Origin of the sequence: Sphingomonas epibiotica (genome assembly GCF_039615155.1) — a bacterium.
Lineage (GTDB): Bacteria > Pseudomonadota > Alphaproteobacteria > Sphingomonadales > Sphingomonadaceae > Sphingomonas.
In genome coordinates this window covers 1-19,781 of the sequence record NZ_JBDGHY010000014.1, presented here as the reverse complement: position 1 = coordinate 19,781, position 19,781 = coordinate 1, and the positions used below count along the sequence as shown (strand labels likewise).

The window sequence follows — 19,781 nt, the reverse complement described above, 5'->3', positions numbered from 1 at the left end:
TTAACCATGCAAGTCTATGACGCTCCACTGCGCGACATGCGCTTTGTCCTCAACGAGCTCCATCAGGATGACGGTTTCGGGGATATCCCCGCATTGTCCGAGTTCACCCCGGACCTGACCGATGCGGTGCTCGAGGAAGCAGCCCGCTTCTGCCGCGATGTGCTCTTGCCGCTCAACCGATCGGGTGACGAGGAAGGCTGCCACCTCGAAAATGGCGTGGTGCGCACGCCGCAGGGCTTTCCGGAAGCCTATCGCCAGTTCGCAGAAGGCGGCTGGACCTCGCTCGCGTCCGATCCGGAATGGGGTGGTCAGGGTCTACCGGAGACGGTGAACAAGCTCGTGGAGGAAATGATCTGTTCGGCTAATCTGAGCTTTGGCCTCTACCCAGGGCTCACCCACGGCGCGACGACTGCCGTGGAAGGCCATGGCAGTGATGCGCTCAAACAGGCCTATCTGCCCAAGATGGTGAGTGGCCAGTGGTCGGGCACCATGTGCTTGACCGAACCGCATTGCGGTACCGATCTTGGTCTTTTGCGTTCGCGCGCCGTGCCCCAGGGTGACGGCAGCTACAAGGTCACAGGCTCGAAGATCTTCATCTCAGCCGGCGAGCATGACCTCACCGAAAATATAATTCATCTGGTTCTGGCGCGCCTCCCCGATGCGCCAAAAGGCGTGAAGGGCATCAGCCTGTTTCTCGTGCCCAAATATCTCCCGAAGGAGGATGGCACTCCGGGACCATCGAACGGCGTGCAATGCGCGGCCATCGAACATAAGATGGGCCTCAAGGCATCCGCTACATGCCAGATGAATTTTGACGATTCCGTCGGTTGGCTGGTCGGCGAGCCCAATAAGGGCATGGCCGCGATGTTCACGATGATGAATACCGAGCGCGTGTCGGTAGGCATCCAGGGGCTGGGCGTGGGCGAGGCCGCTTATCAGGCGGCGGCATGGTATGCGAAAGACCGGATCCAGGGTCGCGCACTTTCTGGACCCAAATATCCCGATCAGGCGGCCGATCCCATCATCGTGCATCCTGACGTACGGCGCATGCTGATGACGATGCGCGCCTATAATGAGGGTTGTCGCGCCTTGTCGGCCTGGGTGTCTCGCGCGCTCGATGCGGAGAAGCATTCGCCGGAACCGGAAGTGCGGCAGCGTGCATCGGATTTCATTGCGCTGATGACGCCGGTCGTCAAAGCCATGTTCACCGATATGTCCTTTGAAAGCGCCAACCTGGCGGTCCAATGTTATGGTGGACATGGATACATTCGCGAGAGCGGTGTCGAGCAATATGCTCGCGATGCCCGCATCACCATGATCTACGAGGGCACGAACGGGGTTCAGGCACTTGACCTCGTCGGTCGAAAGCTTGGCGCTCATATGGGTCGTTATCTGCGCAGCTTCTTCCATCCCGTTTCGGCCTTCATCGAGGAGAACAATGTCGACGGGCCGATGAAGCCGATGGTCGAGGCGCTTGCCAAGGCATTTGGCGCGCTTCAGCTTTCGACCGCGACAGTCGCCCAGCGAGCAATGAAGGATCCGGAGGAAGCCGGTGCCGCGTCGACAGATTATCTTCGTCTGCTCGGTCTGGTCGCGATGGGCTATTGTTTTGCCAAAGCCACCAAAATCGCCGGATTTCAGCTGTTTTTCGGAACTGAAGACAAGCAATTCTACGACGCCAAGATCAAGACGGCGACATTCTTCTTCGAGCGAATCCTGCCGCAGGCGACCGCGCACTTCCTGTCGATCAAGGCAGGCAAGAAGTCGATGATGGCGCTGGAGGATGAGATCTTTTGACGCTCCCCGCACTTCTTGGCGACCGACTTGCGATCCCGGCCATCGTCGCGCCGATGTTTCTGGTCTCTGGTCCGGACCTGGTGGTCGAGTGCTGCAAGGCAGGGTTGCTGGGCACTTTTCCCGTCCTCAACCAGCGTAGCAGCGAAGGCTATGGAGAATGGCTCGACGAGATAGAGGGACGGCTTGCGGGGGAAGAGGGGGTTGCGCCCTTCGGTGTCAATCTCATCGTTCACAAAAGCAATCCCAGGCTCGAGGCTGATCTGGAGTTGACGGTCCGGCACCGCGTACCGCTCGTCATCACCTCGCTGGGTGCGGCAGCCGAGGTGGTTCAGGTCGTGCAGGGTTATGGGGGTCTCGTGTTTCACGACGTTACCAGCGTGCGCCATGCGGAAAAAGCGGTAGCTGCCGGCGTGGATGGACTGATCGCGGTGGCAGCCGGGGCAGGGGGGCATGGCGGAACGTTAAGTCCTTTTGCTCTGGTCGAAGAAATACGCCGCTTCTTTTCGGGGCCGCTGGCGCTGGCAGGCGCCATTACGCGGGGCCAGCAGATCGCCGCCGCCCGTCTGATGGGGGCGGACCTGGCTTATATCGGCTCGCACTTCATCGCTGCGGAGGAGAGTCTCGCTGGCGGAGACCAGAAAGATATGATGATCGAAGCGAATGCCGCCGACATCGTCTACACCGATCGCGTCACCGGGATCGGTGCCAACTTCCTGGGACGTAGCCTCGCAGCCGCAAGCGTTCCCGAGCAGCATGGCGCCCTCTCGCTCTCCGAGGAAGCGCGTGCCTGGAAGACGGTCTGGTGGGCGGGGCACGGCGTGGGGTCGACGCAGGCGCGGCGCTCCGCGCGCGCGCTGTGCGATGACCTCAAGCATGAATTCGAAGCGACACTTCAATGACAGATAGGATGTCCTGATGAAGATCCTTGTGCCCGTGAAGCGGGTTATCGATTACAATGTGAAGCCGCGCGTGAAGGCGGATGGCACGGGCGTGGACCTAGCCAACGTCAAGATGAGCATGAATCCGTTCGACGAAATCGCCGTCGAGGAAGCCATTCGCGTGAAGGAAAAGGGCGCGGCGAGCGAGGTCGTGGCTGTATCGATCGGCGTTGCCAAGGCGCAGGAAACTCTGCGCACGGCGCTCGCCATGGGTGCGGACCGCGCAATCCTGATCCAGACCGATGATGATGTCGAGCCGCTGGGCGTCGCCAAGCTGCTCGCCAAGGTGCAGGAAGAGGAAGGCGCTGGCCTGATCATCCTGGGCAAGCAGGCGATCGACGACGACAGCAACCAGACCGGCCAGATGCTCGCCGCGCTGCTGAACCTGCCGCAGGGCACGTTCGCCAGCAAGGTCGAGGTCGAGAGCGACAAGGTCAATGTCACCCGCGAAGTCGATGGCGGCCTGGAGACTTTGAAGCTCTCCATCCCGGCGATCATCACCACCGACCTGCGCCTCAACGAGCCGCGCTATGCCTCGCTGCCCAACATCATGAAGGCCAAGGCCAAGCCGCTCGCGACCAAGGCGCCAGCTGATTACGGCGTCGATATCGCGCCACGGCTGGAGACGCTCAAGGTCGTCGAGCCGCCCAAGCGTTCGGCCGGCATCAAGGTTGCCGATGTCGATGAACTGGTGGCCAAACTCAAGGCCCTGGGAGTTGCGGCGTGAGCCGCCGGAAAGCAGGAGTTGCAGCATGACGAAGACGCTCGTTTGGGTCGAACATGAGGGCGGGGCCGTCAAGGATGCGACCCTTTCTGCCGTGACCGCCGCAGCCAAGCTGGGCGAAGTCCATATGCTGGTCGTCGGCCAAGGCATCGACGGCGTGGCCGCAGAAGCCGCCAGGATCGCCGGCGTGGGCAAGGTCCATGTCGCCGACGACGGGGCTTTTGCCCATGCGCTGGCCGAGAATGTCGCACCGCTGATCGTCGAACTGATGGGCCATCATGACGCGTTCGTCGCGCCGGCCACCAGCAACGGCAAGAACATCGCGCCGCGCGTCGCTGCACTGCTGGACGTCATGCAGATCAGCGACATCCTGTCGGTTGAGAGCGAGGACACGTTCACCCGTCCAATCTATGCCGGCAATGCCATCGCCACGGTCAGGTCGAAGGACGCCAAGAAGGTCATCACTGTTCGCGGCACGGCCTTTGACAAGGCGTCGAAGGACAGCGGCAGCGGTGTGGTGGAAGCCGTGAACTCGACCGGGGACAAGGGTATCTCCTCCTTCGTCGGCGCCGAGATCGTCAAGCTGGAACGGCCCGAGCTAACCAGCGCCAAGATCATCGTGTCGGGCGGCCGTGCGTTGAAGGATGGCGAGACGTTCGAAGCGACTATCTTTCCGTTGGCTGACAAGCTGGGCGCAGCGGTTGGTGCAAGCCGCGCCGCGGTCGATGCAGGCTATGTGCCCAACGACTATCAGGTCGGCCAGACCGGTAAGATCGTAGCTCCCGAAGTCTATATCGCCGTCGGCATCTCCGGCGCGATTCAGCATCTCGCCGGCATGAAAGACTCAAAGACCATCATCGCCATCAATAAGGATGAGGATGCCCCGATCTTTCAGGTAGCGGACATCGGCCTGGTTGGCGACCTGTTCAAGGTTGTGCCAGAGCTTGCAGAAAAGCTCTAGGCGATGACCGGTCTCGACGAGATCAAAAGCCTCATGGCAGTTGGTGAGCGACCGCCGATGATGGCTATGTTTGATATCGACCTGGACGAGGTGGAACATAGCCGCGTGGTCTTTTCCGCTTCGCCCGGTCGGCAGAGCTACAATTTCATGGGCATTGCCCATGGTGGCTATGCCGCAATTTTGCTGGATTCCGACTGCGGCGTGGCCGCCAACGCGGCCGCGCCATCGCCGGTCAACTGCGTCACTCTGGAACTTAAGGTAGCCTATCACGCGCCGTTGACCGAAGAAATCGGAAGGGTGAGGGCGATTGGCCAGGTTCTCTCAATAGGCAAAAGAGTCGCGCACACCGAAGCCAAATTGATCGACGCGCAAGGCAAGCTCTATGCGTCTGCTACATCGACGTTGCTGATAACGGCGCGCCAATAATCGATTAAAGGATAACGACCGTGGAAATCACCATCCCGCATAATCTGGGTCAGGCCGAAGCGAAGCGGCGCATTGATCAGGGGCTTCCAAAGCTCGAGCAACATATCCCAGGGGGTGGCTCGCTTAAAAGTGCATGGGTCTCGGAACATTCGCTTCAGCTTACCATCGGCGCCATGGGCCAGACGATACCAGTCCGACTGGATGTCGATGATGACAAGCTGCGGGGTGACGTAACTGTCCCCATGTTCCTGAAGATGATGTCGGGACAGATCGGCGACTTTGTTCGCACCAGCGCGGAAAAGATGCTGAGTAAGGCGTAATAAGCTGATCTAACCAGTTGCGCGAGGGAGTAAATTCAGAAGCGTTGCGCTGAGCGAATTAATTTGGATTTTGTTACCCAACGCACTGGGAGGTTTAGGCCGTGAGCGATATTTCTGACCGGGTCATCGAGATCATCGTAAAGAGCTTGGGCGTGTATCCCGATCAGGTGAGGATGGAGGCTTCATTCCACGAAGATATAGGTGCAGATAGTCTGGATGTAGTAGAGCTTGTCATGGTGCTTGAGGATGAGTTCGAGATAGCAATCCCAGACGACGCTGTTGGCGGGGTCAAGACGGTCGAGGATGCGGTGAAGTTGGTCGAAAGCTTTAAAAGCTAAAGCATCCAGAGATTGTTGATTGCCACTGAGAAGTGACCCGGGGGGCGTATAAATTACCATTGAGAATTGACCCATGTTTCCCTCGCCTCCGGCTGCCAGTCGGAGGGTCGTGGAGTGATCGACATGGACTTACTCAGTGTGATCCGCCGGTGGCATTTCCGGCAAAAGATCCCCATTCGGGAGATCAAGCGCCGAACCGGCCTATCCCGCAACACCATCCGTAAATATCTGCGTTCCGATGTGGTTGAGCCCAGCTTCAAGGTTCCAGTCCGGCCGAGCAAACTCGACCCTTTTGCCGAGAAGCTGACCGCTTGGCTTCGGGTGGAATCGAAGAAATCCCGCAAACAGAAGCGGACCGCCAAGCAGCTGTACGTCGATCTGGTGAAACTGGGTTATGATCTTCCCTCGGTTCGACGGACACGCTGGGTTAGCCAGTCATGCGCTGCTCGGCTTGCTCGGGGGTTAGATACCCGAGGGCCGAATGCATACGATGCCGATTGTAGTAGCCTTCGATGTATCCGAACAGCGCCTGTCGGGCTTCCGACTGGGTCGCCCATCGGCATTGATGGACCAGCTCGACCTTCAGGGTGTGGAAGAAACTTTCCATCGGGGCATTATCGTAGCAATTGCCGGTGCGGCTCATCGAGGGCACGGCGCGGATCGCCGACAGGTAATCGACATAGGCCCCGGCTGCGTATTGCGACCCGCGATCCGAGTGGCAGATGAGGCCGGGCGCTGGACGCTGCCGCTGAGCGGCCATCATCATCGCCGCGAGCGGCAGTTCGGTCCGCATGTGATCGCGCATCGACCAACCAACGATCTTGCGTGTCGCCAGGTCGAGTACCGCGGCCAGATACAGCCAGCCCTCGCCGGTCGCGATGTAGGTGATGTCGGCAAGCCAGATCTGGTTCGGCGCGGTTGCCACGAAGCACTGCGCCAGCAGGTTCGGCGCGATCGGCAGATAGTGGCGGCTGTCGGTCGTGCAGGGCCGGAACCGGCGGCCTGCCAGCGCGCGGATCCGATGGCGGCGCATCAGCCGTTCAACGCGGCCACGGCTGCACTGATAGCCCTCCGCCCGCAGGGCGGCATGTATCCTCGGCGAGCCATATCGTCCATGATGGCGCGCCTGGAGGCGGCGGACATCTTGCAGCAGGGCCAGGTTTGCTGTCGTCCGAGCGCTCGGTGCGCGACTACGCCAGTCGTAAAAGCCGCTGCGCGACACGCCGAGCATGCGGCACATGACGTTCACCGGCCAGGTGGACGCATGCTGCTCGATAAAGGCGAACTTCACCGCGGCATCTCCGCAAAGATGCCGACGGCTTTTTTTAAGATGTCGCGCTCCATCCGCGCACGGTCCAGCTCGCGCCGCAACCGCGCAATCTCGGACGCCTGATCCGCTGGCGACCCCATGGTCGATACTGGCGGCTTCGCCGCCGGGCTTGCCGGCGGGGCGCTGCTCTCCTGCTGCTTTCGCTGCCAGCGACGCAGCATCGTCGGCATGATCCCCAGCTCCGCCGCCACCTCGGTCTGCAAGCGACCGCTCGTCTCCCACAGCGCCACCGCCTCGCGCTTGAACTCGTCCGTGAACCGACGTTTTGTCGTACTCGCCATCATGCACCTCCTGGCCCCGCAGAGCCTATCATTGGTGTCCGTCAAACCGAGGGAAGATCAGGCTGGACTCCTAAAGGCAGAGATGGCCGAACGTGAGGTCAGGTCCATTGCTTATCAGATCAAGGCGGCCCGCTTCCCGGCGTACAGGGATCTGGCTGGCTTTGACTTTGCCGCCAGCGAGATCAACGAAGTCCTCGTGCGCCAGCTTCACCAGGGCGACTTCGTGGAAAACGCCGACAACGTCGTGCTGATTGGCGGACCCGGAACCGGCAAGAGCCATATCGCCACCGCCTTGGGCGTGCAGGCTGTCGAGCATCACCGCAAGAAGGTCCGCTTCTTCTCCACGGTCGATCTGGTCAATGCGCTTGAGCAGGAAAAGACCTCGAACAGATCCGGCCAGTTGGCAGAACGCCTGCTACGCCTCGACCTGCTCATCCTCGATGAACTGAGCTACCTGCCCTTCAGTTCATCGGGCGGCGCCATGCTCTTCCATCTGCTCAGCAAGCTGTACGAGCGCACCAGCGTCGTCATCACCACCAACCTGAGCTTCAACGAATGGTCCGGCGTGTTCGGCGATGCCAAGATGACCACCGCGCTGCTTGATCGGCTTACCCACCACTGCCACATCCTGAAAACCGGGAACGATAGCTTCCGCTTCCGCGCCAGCACCGCTGCACCCAAAGCCAGAAAGGAGAAGTCAGCGTCTTGAACCTGCCGGGAAACGGCAGCACATAAACCACGCCCACCCGGGTCAGTTCTCAATGGAAACCCCGGGTCACTTCTCAGTGGCAATCAACATGCACGGCCTGCACCGCTGATCGATCCTTCGGCGATGATCGCCTCCAGCAAGTCGGCCTTGCCCGGCCCCATCGCCAGGGCGTCGCCACAAGCGATCTGGATTTTGAGCCAGAGGGGGCCGAGCTTCACGTTACTTACCGATCATCACGTCGCTGGCCTTGATGATGACGGTGACCGTCTCGCCGGTCGCCAGTCCGAGGTCGGCAATCGCTTCTTCGGTGATGTTGGCGGTGACGATGTTGCCACCTCCGATATCGACCTTGATCGAGCCGTTGACGGCGCCCGGCGTGATCGAGGTGATCGTGCCGGAAATCTGATTGCGTGCGCTGATCTTCATGATGACCCTTCGGTTGGATTACCATGGTTCTTATCGTCATCAGCTCCAACCGGCTATCCGGCCTGCGCTCCTTTCCCGAATGGGATCCCTTGCGAGACAGGGGGACGAAAAGCTAAAGCCTTTTTCAACAGCCCCGGTCGTTTTTCTGGCGGTTTGCCTTTCCCGCTTCTCTGTGTCCGGTGGCCAGTTTCGGAAAAACGCAACCGGAGATATCTTTCGGTAAGCGTCACCGCCTTCCCGGCGATCGCGCAATTCTCTCAGGTTGAGGATCAATATTTCCGACGTTAAGTACTCACATGTTCGGATAGTTCGGCCCCCCGCCGCCTTCGGGTACGACCCAGTTGATGTTTTGCGTCGGGTCCTTGATGTCGCACGTCTTGCAGTGGACGCAGTTCTGCGCGTTGATGACGAACTTGGGATTGCCGTCCGCAACGCCGGTTACTTCGTAGACACCGGCCGGGCAGTAGCGCTGGGACGGTTCGTCATAGAGCGGTAAGTTGTAGGCGATCGGGACCGAGGGATCGCGCAGCTGCAAGTGGATGGGCTGATCCTCCTCGTGGTTCGTGTTCGACAGAAAAACCGAGGAGAGGCGGTCGAAGGTCAGGACGCCATCGGGCTTGGGGTAGACCGGTGGTTTCACTAGGGCCTTCCGTTCCAGCGTCTCGTGGTCGGGATGGTGGTGCAACGTGAAGGGCATCTTTACGCCGAGATGCTCCAGCCACATGGTGATGCCCGACAGGCCGGAGCCGAAGAGATCGCCGAACTTCTTGACCAGCGGCACGACGTTGCGGACGACGGACAGCTCCTTCTTCAGCCACGACGTCTCAAACGCTGCAGGATAGGCCGCGAGCTCGTCACTCTCGCGCCCCGCCTGGATCGCCTCGAACGCCGCCTCCGCCGCCATCATCGCCGACTTCTGCGCGCCGTGCGTGCCCTTGATGCGCGGCACGTTGAGAAAGCCGGCGGAGCAGCCGATTAGCGCAGCGCCGGGGGCGACCAGCTTAGGGATCGACTGGAGACCCCCGTCATTGATCGCACGCGCTCCGTACGAGACGCGGCGGCCACCCCTCAGCAGGTCGGCGATGGCGGGATGCGTCTTCCACTTCTGCATCTCCTGGAAGGGGGAGATATACGGGTTGGTGTAACCGAGCCAGGTGACGAACCCGATCGAAACCTGCCCGTTGGCCTGATGATAGATCCAACCCCCGCCGTTGGCGTCGCTGCCCAGCGGCCAACCCTGCGTATGCACCACCTTGCCCGGTTCGTGCTTCGCGGGATCGATGTCCCACAGCTCCTTGATGCCGAGGCCATAGACCTGCGGATCGCTGTCGGCGGCGAGATCGAAGGTGCGGATCAGTTCCTTGGTCAAATGACCGCGTACACCCTCTGCGAAGAAGGTGTACTTGGCGTGGAGTTCAAGGCCGGGCTGATAGTCGTCCTTGTGCGTGCCGTCGCGGGCGACGCCCATGCCGCCGGTGGCGACACCCTTCACCCGGCCATCGTCGTGGAATAGGATTTCCGCGGCCGCGAAGCCGGGGAAGACCTCGACGCCCATCGCCTCGGCGCGGCCGGCGAGCCACCGACAAAGATTGCCGAGCGAGCCCGTGTAGGTGCCCTTGTTGTGGAGGAAGGGCGGCGTCCAGAGATGCGGCAGATTGAACTTCTTCCTGGCCGTCAGCACCCAATGATGGTTCTGCGTCACCGGCGTTTCGGCGAGCGGGCAATCCGTCTCGCGCCAGTCCGGAATGAGTTCGTCGAGTGCGCGCGGGTCGATGACCGCCCCCGACAGGATGTGCGCGCCGACCTCCGACCCCTTTTCGAGAACGCACACCGAGATCTCGGTGCCGGACGCTTCGGCGAGTTGCTTCAACCTGATCGCGGCGGTCAGACCGGCGGGGCCGGCACCGACGATCACCACGTCGTAGGGCATCGATTCCCGTTCGTTCATGCCTAGAACTCCCGTGTCGTCACGTAACTCACCTCGTTTCCCAGTCCACTCGGATCGGGCGTTCCGCCTCGAAGCCCATCACGCGACGAGCAGGGCGGGATCGACCGCATAGAGTTCGTCCGACGAAGCCCGGGCGGCCGCAGCCAAACCCAAGGCCTCGGGCACGATCTGGTTGAGGTAGAAGGCGGTCGTCGCCTTCTTGGCCTGCCAGAAATCTTCGTCCGAAGCCGCTCGACCCTGCGACTCCATCAACCACCCGCAGACCGCGACCGACAACATCGTCAGGAACGGATAGCTGGCCGCCAGGCGGTCGTCCGCATCCGCACCCGCTAGACGACGCCCCGTCTCGTCGCACAGATCGATCAGCTCGGTCAGTGCGGCGGTCTGGGATGTTTCACGCATGTCGGCGATCAGGGACGCGAACGCCGAACCGTTCCCCATGCCGAGCTTGCGACCGACCAGGTCCGCAGCCTGAATGCCGTTCGTGCCTTCGTAGATCGGGGTGATGCGAGCGTCCCGGAAGTACTGTGCCGCCCCGGTCTCCTCGACATAGCCCATCCCGCCATGCACCTGCACACCGATCGACGCGATCTCGTTGCCCAGGTCGGTGGCATGCGCCTTCGCGAGCGGAGTTAGGATTTCGAGGCGCTCGTGCGCGGCGGCGTCGCCGAGCGTCGTCCGGTCCACTTGGGCCGCAGCGTAGTACACCAGCGCACGTGCGGCCTGGGTCTGCGCCGCCATGCGCATCAGCATGCGACGGACGTCGGGATGGTCGGCGATCCGGACAGGTTTCCGATCGGTCGCGCCGGAACGCGCGGACTGTACCCTGTCCAACGCATAGGCGATGGCCTTGCGGGTCGCGGCCTCACCGATCTGCACGCCCTGCAGACCGACGTTCAGGCGGGCGTTGTTCATCATCGTGAACATCGCCCGCATTCCGCCATGCTCGGGGCCGATCAGTTCGCCGACGCAGTCGTCGTTATCGCCGAAGCTCAGGACGCAGGTCGGGGACGCATGGAGTCCCAGCTTGTGCTCGATGGAGACTACCTTGACGTCGTTGAACGCCCCGAGATGGCCCTCCTTGTCGAGGCGGAACTTCGGAACCAGGAACAGCGAGATGCCACGCGTTCCGGCCGGAGCATCGGGAGTACGAGCCAGAACGAGATGGACGATGTTGTCGGCCAAATCGTGATCACCGAACGAGATGAATATCTTTGTGCCCTTGATGGACCAGGTGCCGTCGCCGCGCGGCACGGCTTGCGCACGTAGCGCTCCCACGTCGGATCCCGCCTGTGGCTCGGTCAGATTCATCGTACCGGTCCAGGCACCGGTTGCCAGCTGCGGCAGGAATCTTGCCTGCTGTTCGGGCGTACCGTGGTGAACCAGCGCCTCGATGGCACCAACCGTCAGCGTAGGACACAGGGCGAAACCGGGGTTGGCAGTGCCCAGCAGTTCCAGCACCGCGGTCTGCAACGTAAACGGTAGCCCCTGCCCACCATGCTCTTCGGGCACTCCGATGGTACCCCATCCGCCTTCCACGTACGCGCGATAGGCCTCCGGATAGCCGTCGGGAAGGACAACCCCCTGCTCAGTCCACTTGGCGCCGACCGTGTCTCCTGCGTGGTTGAGCGGCGCCCAGACCTCGGTCGCGAAGGTGGCCGCCCCCTCCATTATCGCCTCGATGACGTCGTCGCTGGCGGCGGAGAAACGTTCGCTCTGGGCCAAATGCCCGATCTGGGCGACGTGGTCCAGGACGAAGCGGATTTCGCTCGTTGCGGCGATCGCTGTACTCATGCTCCTGCTACCTTCGACTGTGCTTCCACCGTAGCTGCGGGATCAGCCGCTAGCGCAATAGCGATCTCACGAAGCGCCTTCTTGTCGATCTTGCCGACGCTGGTCCTGGGTAGACCGTCTGCAACATGGACGACCGAAGGAATGGCGTATCGGCTGATCTGTCCGGCCGCCGCTTGCTTCGATAAGGCTTCGTAAAGCCGTTCCTCCGAGATGATTTCGTCGGGCGCGGCTGTCACGAACGCGACAGGTCGCTCACCCCAGCGGGGATGGGCAAGACCTACGACAGCGGCCTCGGACACTGCTTCATCCTCCATCAGGCGCGCCTCCAAGTCGATTGAGGAGATCCACTCCCCGCCCGACTTGATGACGTCCTTCAGACGATCGACGATACGGATGGCGCCGTCAGCGTCCTTTTCGGCCACGTCGCCGGTATGGAGCCATCCGTCTTCCCAGAGCGTGTCTGACGCGTCCTGGCTGCCGTACCCCTGCGTCAACCAAGGTGCACGCAGGACAAGCTCTCCGCCCCGCTTTTCGTCGATCTTCGCATAGACCAACGGGAGTGCGAATCCTGCGCGACAGAGACCGTGCGCATCTCCTCGCTCACCCCGCGCAAGTGCAATCACCGGTCCGGTCTCCGACATGCCGAACCCCGCAAGCGTCGTTATACCGACCTCGAACGCTTCCTCCACCAACGCCGGTGGAAGAGCCGATCCGCCGATGACGATAGTCCACGGTCCAAGAGGCTCGCCAGCGGCGGCATCAATGAGCATGCGAAGCAGCGTTGGAACGCAGTGGGAGAAGCTGACGTCCTCTGTGCGCCGAAGCCGCAGCAGGGTCGCGGGATCGTAACGCCCGGGATAGACTTGCTTGAGACCGAGCATCGTGACGGCGTAGGGCGCGCCCCACGCGTGGACGTGGAACATCGGCGTGATCGGCATGTACACGTCGGCCCGCGTCAGGTTCTGGCCCTCGGGTTGACTGGCCAGGGTCGACGTGAAGGCGAGCGTGTGCAGCACCAGCTGCCGGTGGGTGAAGAACACCTGCTTGGGGTCGCCGGTCGTGCCCGTCGTGTGAAACGTCGTCGCGATGGCGTTCTCGTCGAAGTCCTCGAACTCGAAGGTCGGATCGGTCCCGGCGAGCCATTCCTCGTACGACTGCACGCTCGGAGTGGTCATCGGGATCGCTTCGCGGAATCCTTGCAGGTGCGGCAGGATCGCTTGGCAGAGCGGACTGAAGTCGTCGTGGTACAACAGGACCGATGCTTCGGACTGTCGCAGCGTGTACCCGATCTGCATGGGTGACAGCCGGACGTTCACCGTCTGCAGGATCGCGCCCATCATCGGTATCGCGAAATAGCATTCGAGGTAGCGGTGACTGTCCCAGTCCATGACGGCGACCGTGTCGCCCGGACGGACGCCGCGCGCCGCCAGCGCCGTCGCTAGACGACGTACCCGGTCGACGAACTGACGATAGGTGAAACGCAGTTCTCCGCTGACGATCTCCGCGCTGCTCTGCTCGGCCACGTTCGCGAGCAGATGGCGGATGAGCAACGGGAAGGGGTATGCGTCCCTACTCGCGGTCTGAAGTATCTTTGGCTGGCTCACCGCGTCATCCGTATCGTTCGAGTTGACTTGAACGCCCCGCCCGAAACCGGGCGGGGCGCGTGGATCAGAAGTTGAAGTTGATGCCGGCGGTATAGAACCGTCCGATCACGTCGTAGAGTTGCGGGTTCGTCCTGTTATACTGAATCAACGTTCCGGTCGGAGCGAGCGGCGGATCCTGATCGAACAGGTTGTTGACCGTCAGGTAGAAGCGGAACTTCGGGGCGACCTTGAACGACGCCGTGAGGTCCGTGTAGAACACGTGGTCGACGGTGTTGTCTTCGATCGTAGTAGGCTCACTGCGGGTGACGTCGTAGCTCCCGGCGCTGATGAAGCGCTCCTGCGCGAACAGTTCGAACGTGTCGGACGTCCACGTCACGTTGCCGACCACGTTCCACCTCGGGTTGCTACTAAGTCCGACTTCCCCGGCCCGATCGACGATGTTGCCGTTGGTGAAGATCTGCTGCTGCTTCTCCAGGTAGCTGGCCACCACACGGAAGCCGGCCTTGCCGCCGAAGACGTCGCCCGACGGACGATAGCCGACCTCGATGTCGACGCCGCTCGCCTTCAACTCGTTGAGGTTCAGGGTCGGACTCGTGATGCGCGTGATCGTCCCTGCCGCGTTCCGGGTGATGTTGGCGCACAAGGCATCATTACCTGCACGACACTGGTCGAGGGTCAGCTGCGGCGTGAGCGACGTGATGATCCCCGACACGTTGATCGAATAGTAGTCGGCGGACAGCGTCAGCCCCGGCGCGAAGTCCGGCTGCAGGACGATGCCGCCGGTGTACGTCTTCGCGATCTCGGGCCGGAGATCGGCATTGCCGAGCGTCGCCAGGATGATCGGAACCGTGACGTTGTTCTCGATCACCGCGCCTGTCTGCTGCACGATTCCGGCGAACAGTTCGGGCACGTTCGGCGCGCGGATGTCGCGCGACGCGGTTCCCCGCAGACGCAGGCCGGCCACCGGCTCCCAGACCGCGCCACCCTTCCACGTCGTGACGCCGCCGCTGGTGCTGTAGTTGATGTACCGGACGGCCCCGTTGACGTCGAGCGCGTGGAGGAACGGCAGATCACGGGCGAGCGGGACAGCCGCTTCGCCGAACACCTCCCACACGTTGTACGATCCGGCCACCGGGAACACGTTGCTGAGCAGCAGGCCGCCGGGCTGATTTAGATAGGCCGCGGGAAAACCCCGGATGCCGGTCGCATCGTTCACGCTGTTGGCGAGGTCGTTGGTCGTTTGATCGAGCTCCACGCGTCTATACGCACCGCCCGCCGCGAGGGCCACGTCGCCCGCCCAGGTCGCGAACGGGGTCGCGCGGATCGATAGGTCCGCTACGTCCTGCTTCACCGTCGTGCGGAACGCCGGGTTGACCTCGACATAGCGGATCGCCTCCTGCGACGGGGCGCCGACGCCGAACAGGTTGATCGGGACACAACCCGGGTACAGTCCCGGATTCGTCAGCGAGACACGGCAGACGATCTGGTTGGTCGCAGGGTCCCGGACTGCATCGGCAGCGGCATACAGGCGTTCGAGCGCCACGTTGTTGTTGGTCCGGATCGTCGTCCGGTTGCGGCCCCGCTCGTAATAGCCATCAATGGTCAACCCGCCACCGCCGGTGTACTTGAAGCCTGCGGTGAGATCGAGCGTCCGACCCTTGGCGAGCGCGTTCGCCGGCGTGCCGAAATCGAAGTTGACGCGTCCCATCGCGAACGCCGGCGTGTTGGTCTGAGTGAGCACCTGCTGGACGGCGGGGTTCAGGAATGCGTTCCCGCTGAAGATAGTGAAGCCGTTGAATCCGCCCAGATTGAACTGCTGAATCTGATTGTACTCCGTCTTCGACAGGCCGAGGGCGGCCTGCCCGAAGATCGTGAGTGATGGCGTCACGTCGAATTCGGCATGGGTGAAGTAGTTCTGGGTCTCGATCCCGGCTGAAAGGCTCGAGAAGGCCTGCGCGCCGTCGCCACCGGCCTGGATGAGACCCGACTGCGCGGTCCCGCGCGAGAACGGGACCAGCGTTCCCCCCGGCCCGAACTGGCGGAGCGCGAGCGGGCCGCTCAGGATCAGACCTCCCGGAGTCGCGGTCGCGGCCCGCAGGTTGTCCCGGAAGATCAGCTGGCCGCGATTGGCCGGATTGTTCAGGAAGCCCGTATTGCTGCGGCCCCATTCGCGATCCGCCAGGCTGCCGATCTGCTGGACGTCGTAGTAGGAGGCGCTTGCCACGATGCGTCCGCGGTCGTTCGCGAACGACGTACCCGCGCTGACGCTGCCCTTGATGCTCGCGCCATCGCCGCGCTCGGAGACCCCCGACTGCAGCGTCCCCTTGATGCCCTTGAAACGGTTGTCCAACACGAAGTTTACTACGCCCGCGACCGCATCTGATCCGTAGGCGGCGGACGCGCCGCCCGTGACGATGTCGACCCGCTTCACCAGGTCGGACGGGAGCAGGTTGACGTCGGTCGCGCCTTCGCGCGAGGACGGAGCTGCACGGCGCCCGTCCAAGAGGACCAGGGTACGTTGGACGCCGAGGTTCCGGAGGTTCAGGAAGCTGCCGGCGTTCGGGCCGGTCGCGACGACGTTCCCGGTCGTGGGGCGGGTGGATCCGCGAAACGCCGGCAGCGTGTTCAGCGACTCCGCGATCAGTCCGGGGTTCGCCTTCACCAACTGCTCACCCGAGGTCACCGTCACCGGCGTCGGCACCTGCGAACCATCGGCGATCGCACGCGATCCCGTGACGATGATGTCGGCTATCGCATCCTCATCGCCGGATGCCGGCAATGCCTCCGCGCTACCCTGCAGCGGCGGGGTAGGAGCCGACGGCGTCGACGATGCCGTCTGCGCCAGACCCGTGGCCGACCACGAACATAACGCGAGTGTGCAGATGCCGGCGAAAAGCCTGCTCTTCATAATCCTACTCCCATCAAAGCCGGGGTTCGTTCCCGATCTCTTGAAGCGGAGGATGACGCCGGCATTAAACGGCGTCAATCATCTTTCTTTGCGTTGCAGGAAATAGGTTGCCGCGCATCGAATTAAGTAGAACTTTTTTTCGAACGCGAGGACGGTTAAGCGCCATGTCCAACGGCTCTGGCAACGAAAGGGCTACCCAGCGGCCGACGAGATCGGCACCGCGACGACATCAGACGGGACGTGACGAATGACGAAGGAGCAGACGGAGACAAAACGCGAGGCGCGCCGTCTTCAGACGGAACGACGTCAGGACTCGATGACGTTGATCCTCGATCATGCCGAAGCGGAATTCGCCGCCAAGGGCTACAACGGCGTCACGATCTCGAGCGTCGCCGCAAGCGCCGGCGTCGACACGTCGCTGATGCGCTACTACTTCGGCGACAAGGAGAAGCTGTTCGCCGCGGTGTTCCGTCGCCGCGCCCCGGAAGCGAACGCAAAGCGCCTCGCTGCCTTGGACGCCTACCGTCCATCGCTGGGCAACGGCGGCACGCTGGAAGGACTTCTTGACGCCTTCATGCGGCCGGCATTCGAGATGGCCGACATCGACGACAAGCATCGGAACTACGCTTCGATCGTCGCCTACGTGAACAGCAGCCGGGGCAAGATGTACGAGCTGATGTCCGAGACGTTCGACCCCGTCTCCTGGGTGCTGGTCGACGACATGAAGATCCTCCTGCCCCATGCATCGAAGGAGAAGCTGTACTGGAGCTATCACTTCCTGACCGGCTCCTTCACCTTCTCGCTCGGGCGGACGGGACGCATAGATCGCCTCTCGGCGGGCCTGGTGCATTCGGACAATTTCCTCGGCATAGCCGACCGACTGCCCGTCTTCGTGGCAGCAGGAATCCGAGCGCTCTGTGCACCGGACGGCCCGCCCGATCTCAAGCCGCCTTCCGACGAAGACCGATCGCCTTCGTAACCAACCCATCGTCATGACGGCAGATCGCGGTACCGCTACCCGAACCGGCGTACGGGGGAACGGCGTGCGTCACGAGGCTCTTCCGATCCCCGTGACGCATCCTCCGATCAGGCCGCGAACTGGTTCATCGTGTTGTGTGCGCCCCCCGCCTTCAGCGCCGCCTCGCCAGCGAAGTACTCCTTGTGATCGTCGCCGATGTCCGACCCGCTCATGTTCTGATGCCGGACGCAGGCGATACCCTGCCGGATCTCCTGCCGCTGGACGCCCTTCACGTAGCCGAGCATCCCTGCCTCGCCGAAGTACTCCTTCGCCAGATTGTCGGTAGACAGGGCGGCGGTATGATAGGTCGGTAGGGTGATGAGGTGGTGGAAGATGCCCGCCCGCGCGCTGGCGTCCTTCTGAAAGGTGCGGATGCGCTCGTCGGCCTCTTTCGCCAGATCGGTCGAGTCATACTCGGCGCTCATCAGCTTTGCACGATCATAGGTCGAAAGGTCGCGACCCTCGCCAGCCCAGCTGTCGAAGACCTGCTGACGGAAGTTCAATGTCCAGTTGAAGCTTGGGGAGTTGTTGTAGACGAGCTTGGCGTTGGGAACGACCTCGCGGATACGATCGACCATCCCCGCGATCTGCTCGATGTGCGGCTTCTCGGTCTCGATCCACAGCAGGTCGGCACCGTTCTGGAGCGACGTGATGCAATCGAGGACGCAGCGGTCAGCGCCGGTGCCCTCCCGGAACTGAAACAGGTTGGATGGCAAGCGCTTTGGCCGCATCAGTTGCCCGTCGCGTTCGATCACCACGTCACCGCGCAGTTGACCGATGTCATCTACGAGCTCGCAGTCGAGGAACGCGTTGTATCGGTCTCCGAGATCACCCTTCTCGCTCGAGTAGGCGATCTGCTTGGTGAGCCCGGCACCGAGGGAGTCGGTACGCGTCACGATGATGCCGTCGTCCACGCCCAGTTCGAGGAAGGCGTAGCGGCAGGCCCGAACCTTTGCGAGGAAGTCCTCGTGCGGAACGGTCACTTTTCCGTCCTGATGGCCGCACTGCTTCTCGTCGCTGACCTGGTTCTCGATCTGCAGCGCGCAGGCGCCTGCCTCGATCATCTTCTTGGCGAGCAGATACGTCGCCTCGGCGTTGCCAAATCCGGCATCGATGTCGGCGATAATCGGCACGACGTGCGTCTCGTAGTTGTCGATCGCGTGGACGAGCCGCTGCGCCTCCACATCGTTTCCGCTCTCGCGGACATGATCGAGTTCCCGGAACATCATGCCCAGCTCGCGGGCATCGGCCTGCTTCAGGAACGTGTACAGTTCTTCGATGAGCGCCGGCACGCTGGTTTTCTCGTGCATCGACTGGTCGGGAAGCGGACCGAAGTCCGACCGCAACGCCGCCACCATCCAACCGGAAAGGTAAAGGTAACGACCCTTGGTGGTGCCGAAGTGCTTCTTGATGCTGATGAGCTTCTGCTGGCCGATGAAGCCGTGCCAGCAGCCCAGCGACTGGGTGTAGGCGGCAGGGTCCGCATCGTAGGCGGCCATGTCACGCCGCATGATCGATGCCGTGTACCGGGCGATGTCCAGGCCGGTGTTGAAGCGGTTCTGCAGACGCATCCGCACCACGGCCTCGGCGTCGATCCCGTCCCACGTGCCGCCTTGCTGGCGGATGAGTGCGGACGTGCGTGCGGTCTGATCCTGGTAAGTCATGTCTAAATCTTCCGAAGGTTTGCGGCAGCGGCAGGACGCAGCGCTCCTCCCGACGCCGGAGTGGCGCAGGGGCGTCGTCGGCCGTTGCGGTTGGTCGTGAAAGCGTCCGTTCGGCGATCAGCCGAGCCGGCCCAGACGATGGTACAGGTTGGAGAACTTCGACGAGCGGGGATCATCGGCGATGTTTCGGACGTAGGCTCCGACCGCTTCCTTCAGGAGACTGAAATCCTCTGTCGAGAACACGGCGCGGCTGCGCGGCGGTTCTTTTGTCATCTGCTGTCTCCCAATCCGCGATCGGTGATCCGTCACGGTTGAGATGTAAAAAGCATACTGGTTCGTCGGACCCCAACAGTATTCCATCATTAAAATCGTCTGAACGTACAATTCTCGCCACTTGCGGCTGTAACATTGTAAATATTTTACAACGCCCTCAAAGCTTCGCTGATCCGGTCAAGCGGTAGGTCGTAGCTTTTTGAGCTGCCCCCTTCTGAGTGGTCCATCGACTATGACAGTCTGGATCAAGGAAGGGACGACGCATGCCTGCCAAGAAGCACAAGCCTGAGGAGATCATCGGGAAGCTGCGTGAGGTCGAGAA

16 protein-coding genes and 3 pseudogenes are annotated in these 19,781 nt (G+C 62.0%); 10 read left to right on the top strand and 9 right to left on the bottom strand.

What is annotated here, in order from left to right:
- Positions 1-6: 6 nt before the first annotated feature.
- From AAIO73_RS18965 to AAIO73_RS18930, 8 genes and pseudogenes are all read left to right on the top strand, one after another.
- Positions 7-1,797 carry an acyl-CoA dehydrogenase C-terminal domain-containing protein gene (locus AAIO73_RS18965; RefSeq protein ID WP_086485704.1) on the top strand — a complete coding sequence of 597 codons (1,791 nt, stop codon included), beginning with the start codon at positions 7-9 and terminating at the stop codon, positions 1,795-1,797.
- Positions 1,794-2,696, top strand: a complete 903-nt coding sequence (locus AAIO73_RS18960; protein WP_345880218.1) for an NAD(P)H-dependent flavin oxidoreductase — start codon at positions 1,794-1,796, stop codon at positions 2,694-2,696. Before AAIO73_RS18965 ends, AAIO73_RS18960 begins: the two co-directional genes overlap by 4 nt.
- 16 nt (positions 2,697-2,712) lie before the next feature.
- Complete coding sequence (locus AAIO73_RS18955) at positions 2,713-3,462, top strand: electron transfer flavoprotein subunit beta/FixA family protein (protein ID WP_345880217.1); 750 nt, start codon at positions 2,713-2,715, stop codon at positions 3,460-3,462.
- Between the two features lie 25 nt (positions 3,463-3,487).
- Positions 3,488-4,420: an electron transfer flavoprotein subunit alpha/FixB family protein gene (locus tag AAIO73_RS18950; protein WP_345880282.1), complete on the top strand. Its 933-nt coding sequence runs from the start codon at positions 3,488-3,490 to the stop codon at positions 4,418-4,420.
- A 3-nt stretch (positions 4,421-4,423) separates the two neighbouring features.
- A complete protein-coding gene (locus AAIO73_RS18945) occupies positions 4,424-4,846 on the top strand; it encodes a PaaI family thioesterase (RefSeq protein ID WP_345880214.1) in 423 nt (140 codons plus the stop codon).
- 20 nt (positions 4,847-4,866) lie between these two features.
- Positions 4,867-5,166 carry a polyhydroxyalkanoic acid system family protein gene (locus AAIO73_RS18940; protein ID WP_086485700.1) on the top strand — a complete coding sequence of 100 codons (300 nt, stop codon included), beginning with the start codon at positions 4,867-4,869 and terminating at the stop codon, positions 5,164-5,166.
- A 101-nt stretch (positions 5,167-5,267) separates the two neighbouring features.
- On the top strand, positions 5,268-5,504 hold the full coding sequence (locus tag AAIO73_RS18935) for an acyl carrier protein (RefSeq protein WP_345880210.1): 237 nt from the start codon (positions 5,268-5,270) through the stop codon (positions 5,502-5,504).
- 123 nt (positions 5,505-5,627) lie between these two features.
- A pseudogene (locus AAIO73_RS18930) lies at positions 5,628-5,903 on the top strand (IS21 family transposase); the annotation flags it as partial.
- A 28-nt stretch (positions 5,904-5,931) separates the two neighbouring features.
- Here AAIO73_RS18930 and AAIO73_RS18925 read toward each other — a convergent pair.
- A protein-coding gene (locus AAIO73_RS18925; RefSeq protein ID WP_345880281.1) for an IS3 family transposase occupies positions 5,932-7,115 on the bottom strand; the annotation gives its coding sequence in 2 pieces (ribosomal slippage) (positions 5,932-6,836 and positions 6,836-7,115; 1,185 coding nt in all).
- A gap of 67 nt (positions 7,116-7,182) precedes the next feature.
- Between AAIO73_RS18925 and istB the strand changes: the two are divergent.
- Positions 7,183-7,824, top strand: a pseudogene (istB, locus tag AAIO73_RS18920) (IS21-like element helper ATPase IstB); the annotation flags it as partial.
- Between the two features lie 89 nt (positions 7,825-7,913).
- Here istB and AAIO73_RS18915 read toward each other — a convergent pair.
- From AAIO73_RS18915 to AAIO73_RS18890, 6 genes and pseudogenes are all read right to left on the bottom strand, one after another.
- Positions 7,914-8,042 (bottom strand): annotated as a pseudogene (locus AAIO73_RS18915) (ModE family transcriptional regulator); the annotation flags it as partial.
- A 1-nt stretch (position 8,043) separates the two neighbouring features.
- The gene (locus AAIO73_RS18910) at positions 8,044-8,250 is read right to left on the bottom strand and encodes a TOBE domain-containing protein (RefSeq protein ID WP_294236587.1); all 207 of its coding nucleotides are present in this window, start codon (positions 8,248-8,250) and stop codon (positions 8,044-8,046) included.
- A 292-nt stretch (positions 8,251-8,542) separates the two neighbouring features.
- Complete coding sequence (locus AAIO73_RS18905; RefSeq protein ID WP_345880207.1) at positions 8,543-10,198, bottom strand: electron transfer flavoprotein-ubiquinone oxidoreductase; 1,656 nt, start codon at positions 10,196-10,198, stop codon at positions 8,543-8,545.
- A gap of 78 nt (positions 10,199-10,276) precedes the next feature.
- On the bottom strand, positions 10,277-11,992 hold the full coding sequence (locus AAIO73_RS18900) for an acyl-CoA dehydrogenase family protein (protein ID WP_345880205.1): 1,716 nt from the start codon (positions 11,990-11,992) through the stop codon (positions 10,277-10,279).
- On the bottom strand, positions 11,989-13,542 hold the full coding sequence (locus AAIO73_RS18895) for a long-chain-fatty-acid--CoA ligase (protein ID WP_345880203.1): 1,554 nt from the start codon (positions 13,540-13,542) through the stop codon (positions 11,989-11,991). Before AAIO73_RS18895 ends, AAIO73_RS18900 begins: the two co-directional genes overlap by 4 nt.
- 118 nt (positions 13,543-13,660) lie before the next feature.
- Positions 13,661-16,582 carry a TonB-dependent receptor plug domain-containing protein gene (locus AAIO73_RS18890; RefSeq protein ID WP_345880202.1) on the bottom strand — a complete coding sequence of 974 codons (2,922 nt, stop codon included), beginning with the start codon at positions 16,580-16,582 and terminating at the stop codon, positions 13,661-13,663.
- Between the two features lie 169 nt (positions 16,583-16,751).
- Here AAIO73_RS18890 and AAIO73_RS18885 point away from each other — a divergent pair, with 169 nt between their 5' ends.
- Positions 16,752-17,483 carry a TetR/AcrR family transcriptional regulator gene (locus AAIO73_RS18885; RefSeq protein ID WP_345880200.1) on the top strand — a complete coding sequence of 244 codons (732 nt, stop codon included), beginning with the start codon at positions 16,752-16,754 and terminating at the stop codon, positions 17,481-17,483.
- A 107-nt stretch (positions 17,484-17,590) separates the two neighbouring features.
- Here AAIO73_RS18885 and AAIO73_RS18880 read toward each other — a convergent pair whose 3' ends face one another.
- Entirely contained in the window at positions 17,591-19,186 is a 1,596-nt protein-coding gene (locus AAIO73_RS18880) for an isocitrate lyase (protein ID WP_345880199.1), read from the bottom strand.
- A 117-nt stretch (positions 19,187-19,303) separates the two neighbouring features.
- A complete protein-coding gene (locus tag AAIO73_RS18875; RefSeq protein ID WP_345880197.1) occupies positions 19,304-19,459 on the bottom strand; it encodes a hypothetical protein in 156 nt (51 codons plus the stop codon).
- Positions 19,460-19,781: the final 322 nt, after the last annotated feature.

What these genes read in the sequence shown, in the direction of transcription:
- AAIO73_RS18965 (WP_086485704.1), top strand. Translation starts at nt 7, where the DNA reads ATGCAAGTCTATGACGCTCCACTGCGCGACATGCGCTTTGTCCTCAAC.
- AAIO73_RS18955 (WP_345880217.1), top strand. Translation starts at nt 2,713, where the DNA reads ATGAAGATCCTTGTGCCCGTGAAGCGGGTTATCGATTACAATGTGAAG.
- AAIO73_RS18950 (WP_345880282.1), top strand. Translation starts at nt 3,488, where the DNA reads ATGACGAAGACGCTCGTTTGGGTCGAACATGAGGGCGGGGCCGTCAAG.
- AAIO73_RS18945 (WP_345880214.1), top strand. Translation starts at nt 4,424, where the DNA reads ATGACCGGTCTCGACGAGATCAAAAGCCTCATGGCAGTTGGTGAGCGA.
- AAIO73_RS18910 (WP_294236587.1), bottom strand. Translation starts at nt 8,250, where the DNA reads ATGAAGATCAGCGCACGCAATCAGATTTCCGGCACGATCACCTCGATC.
- AAIO73_RS18905 (WP_345880207.1), bottom strand. Translation starts at nt 10,198, where the DNA reads ATGAACGAACGGGAATCGATGCCCTACGACGTGGTGATCGTCGGTGCC.
- AAIO73_RS18900 (WP_345880205.1), bottom strand. Translation starts at nt 11,992, where the DNA reads ATGAGTACAGCGATCGCCGCAACGAGCGAAATCCGCTTCGTCCTGGAC.
- AAIO73_RS18885 (WP_345880200.1), top strand. Translation starts at nt 16,752, where the DNA reads ATGACGAAGGAGCAGACGGAGACAAAACGCGAGGCGCGCCGTCTTCAG.
- AAIO73_RS18880 (WP_345880199.1), bottom strand. Translation starts at nt 19,186, where the DNA reads ATGACTTACCAGGATCAGACCGCACGCACGTCCGCACTCATCCGCCAG.
- AAIO73_RS18875 (WP_345880197.1), bottom strand. Translation starts at nt 19,459, where the DNA reads ATGACAAAAGAACCGCCGCGCAGCCGCGCCGTGTTCTCGACAGAGGAT.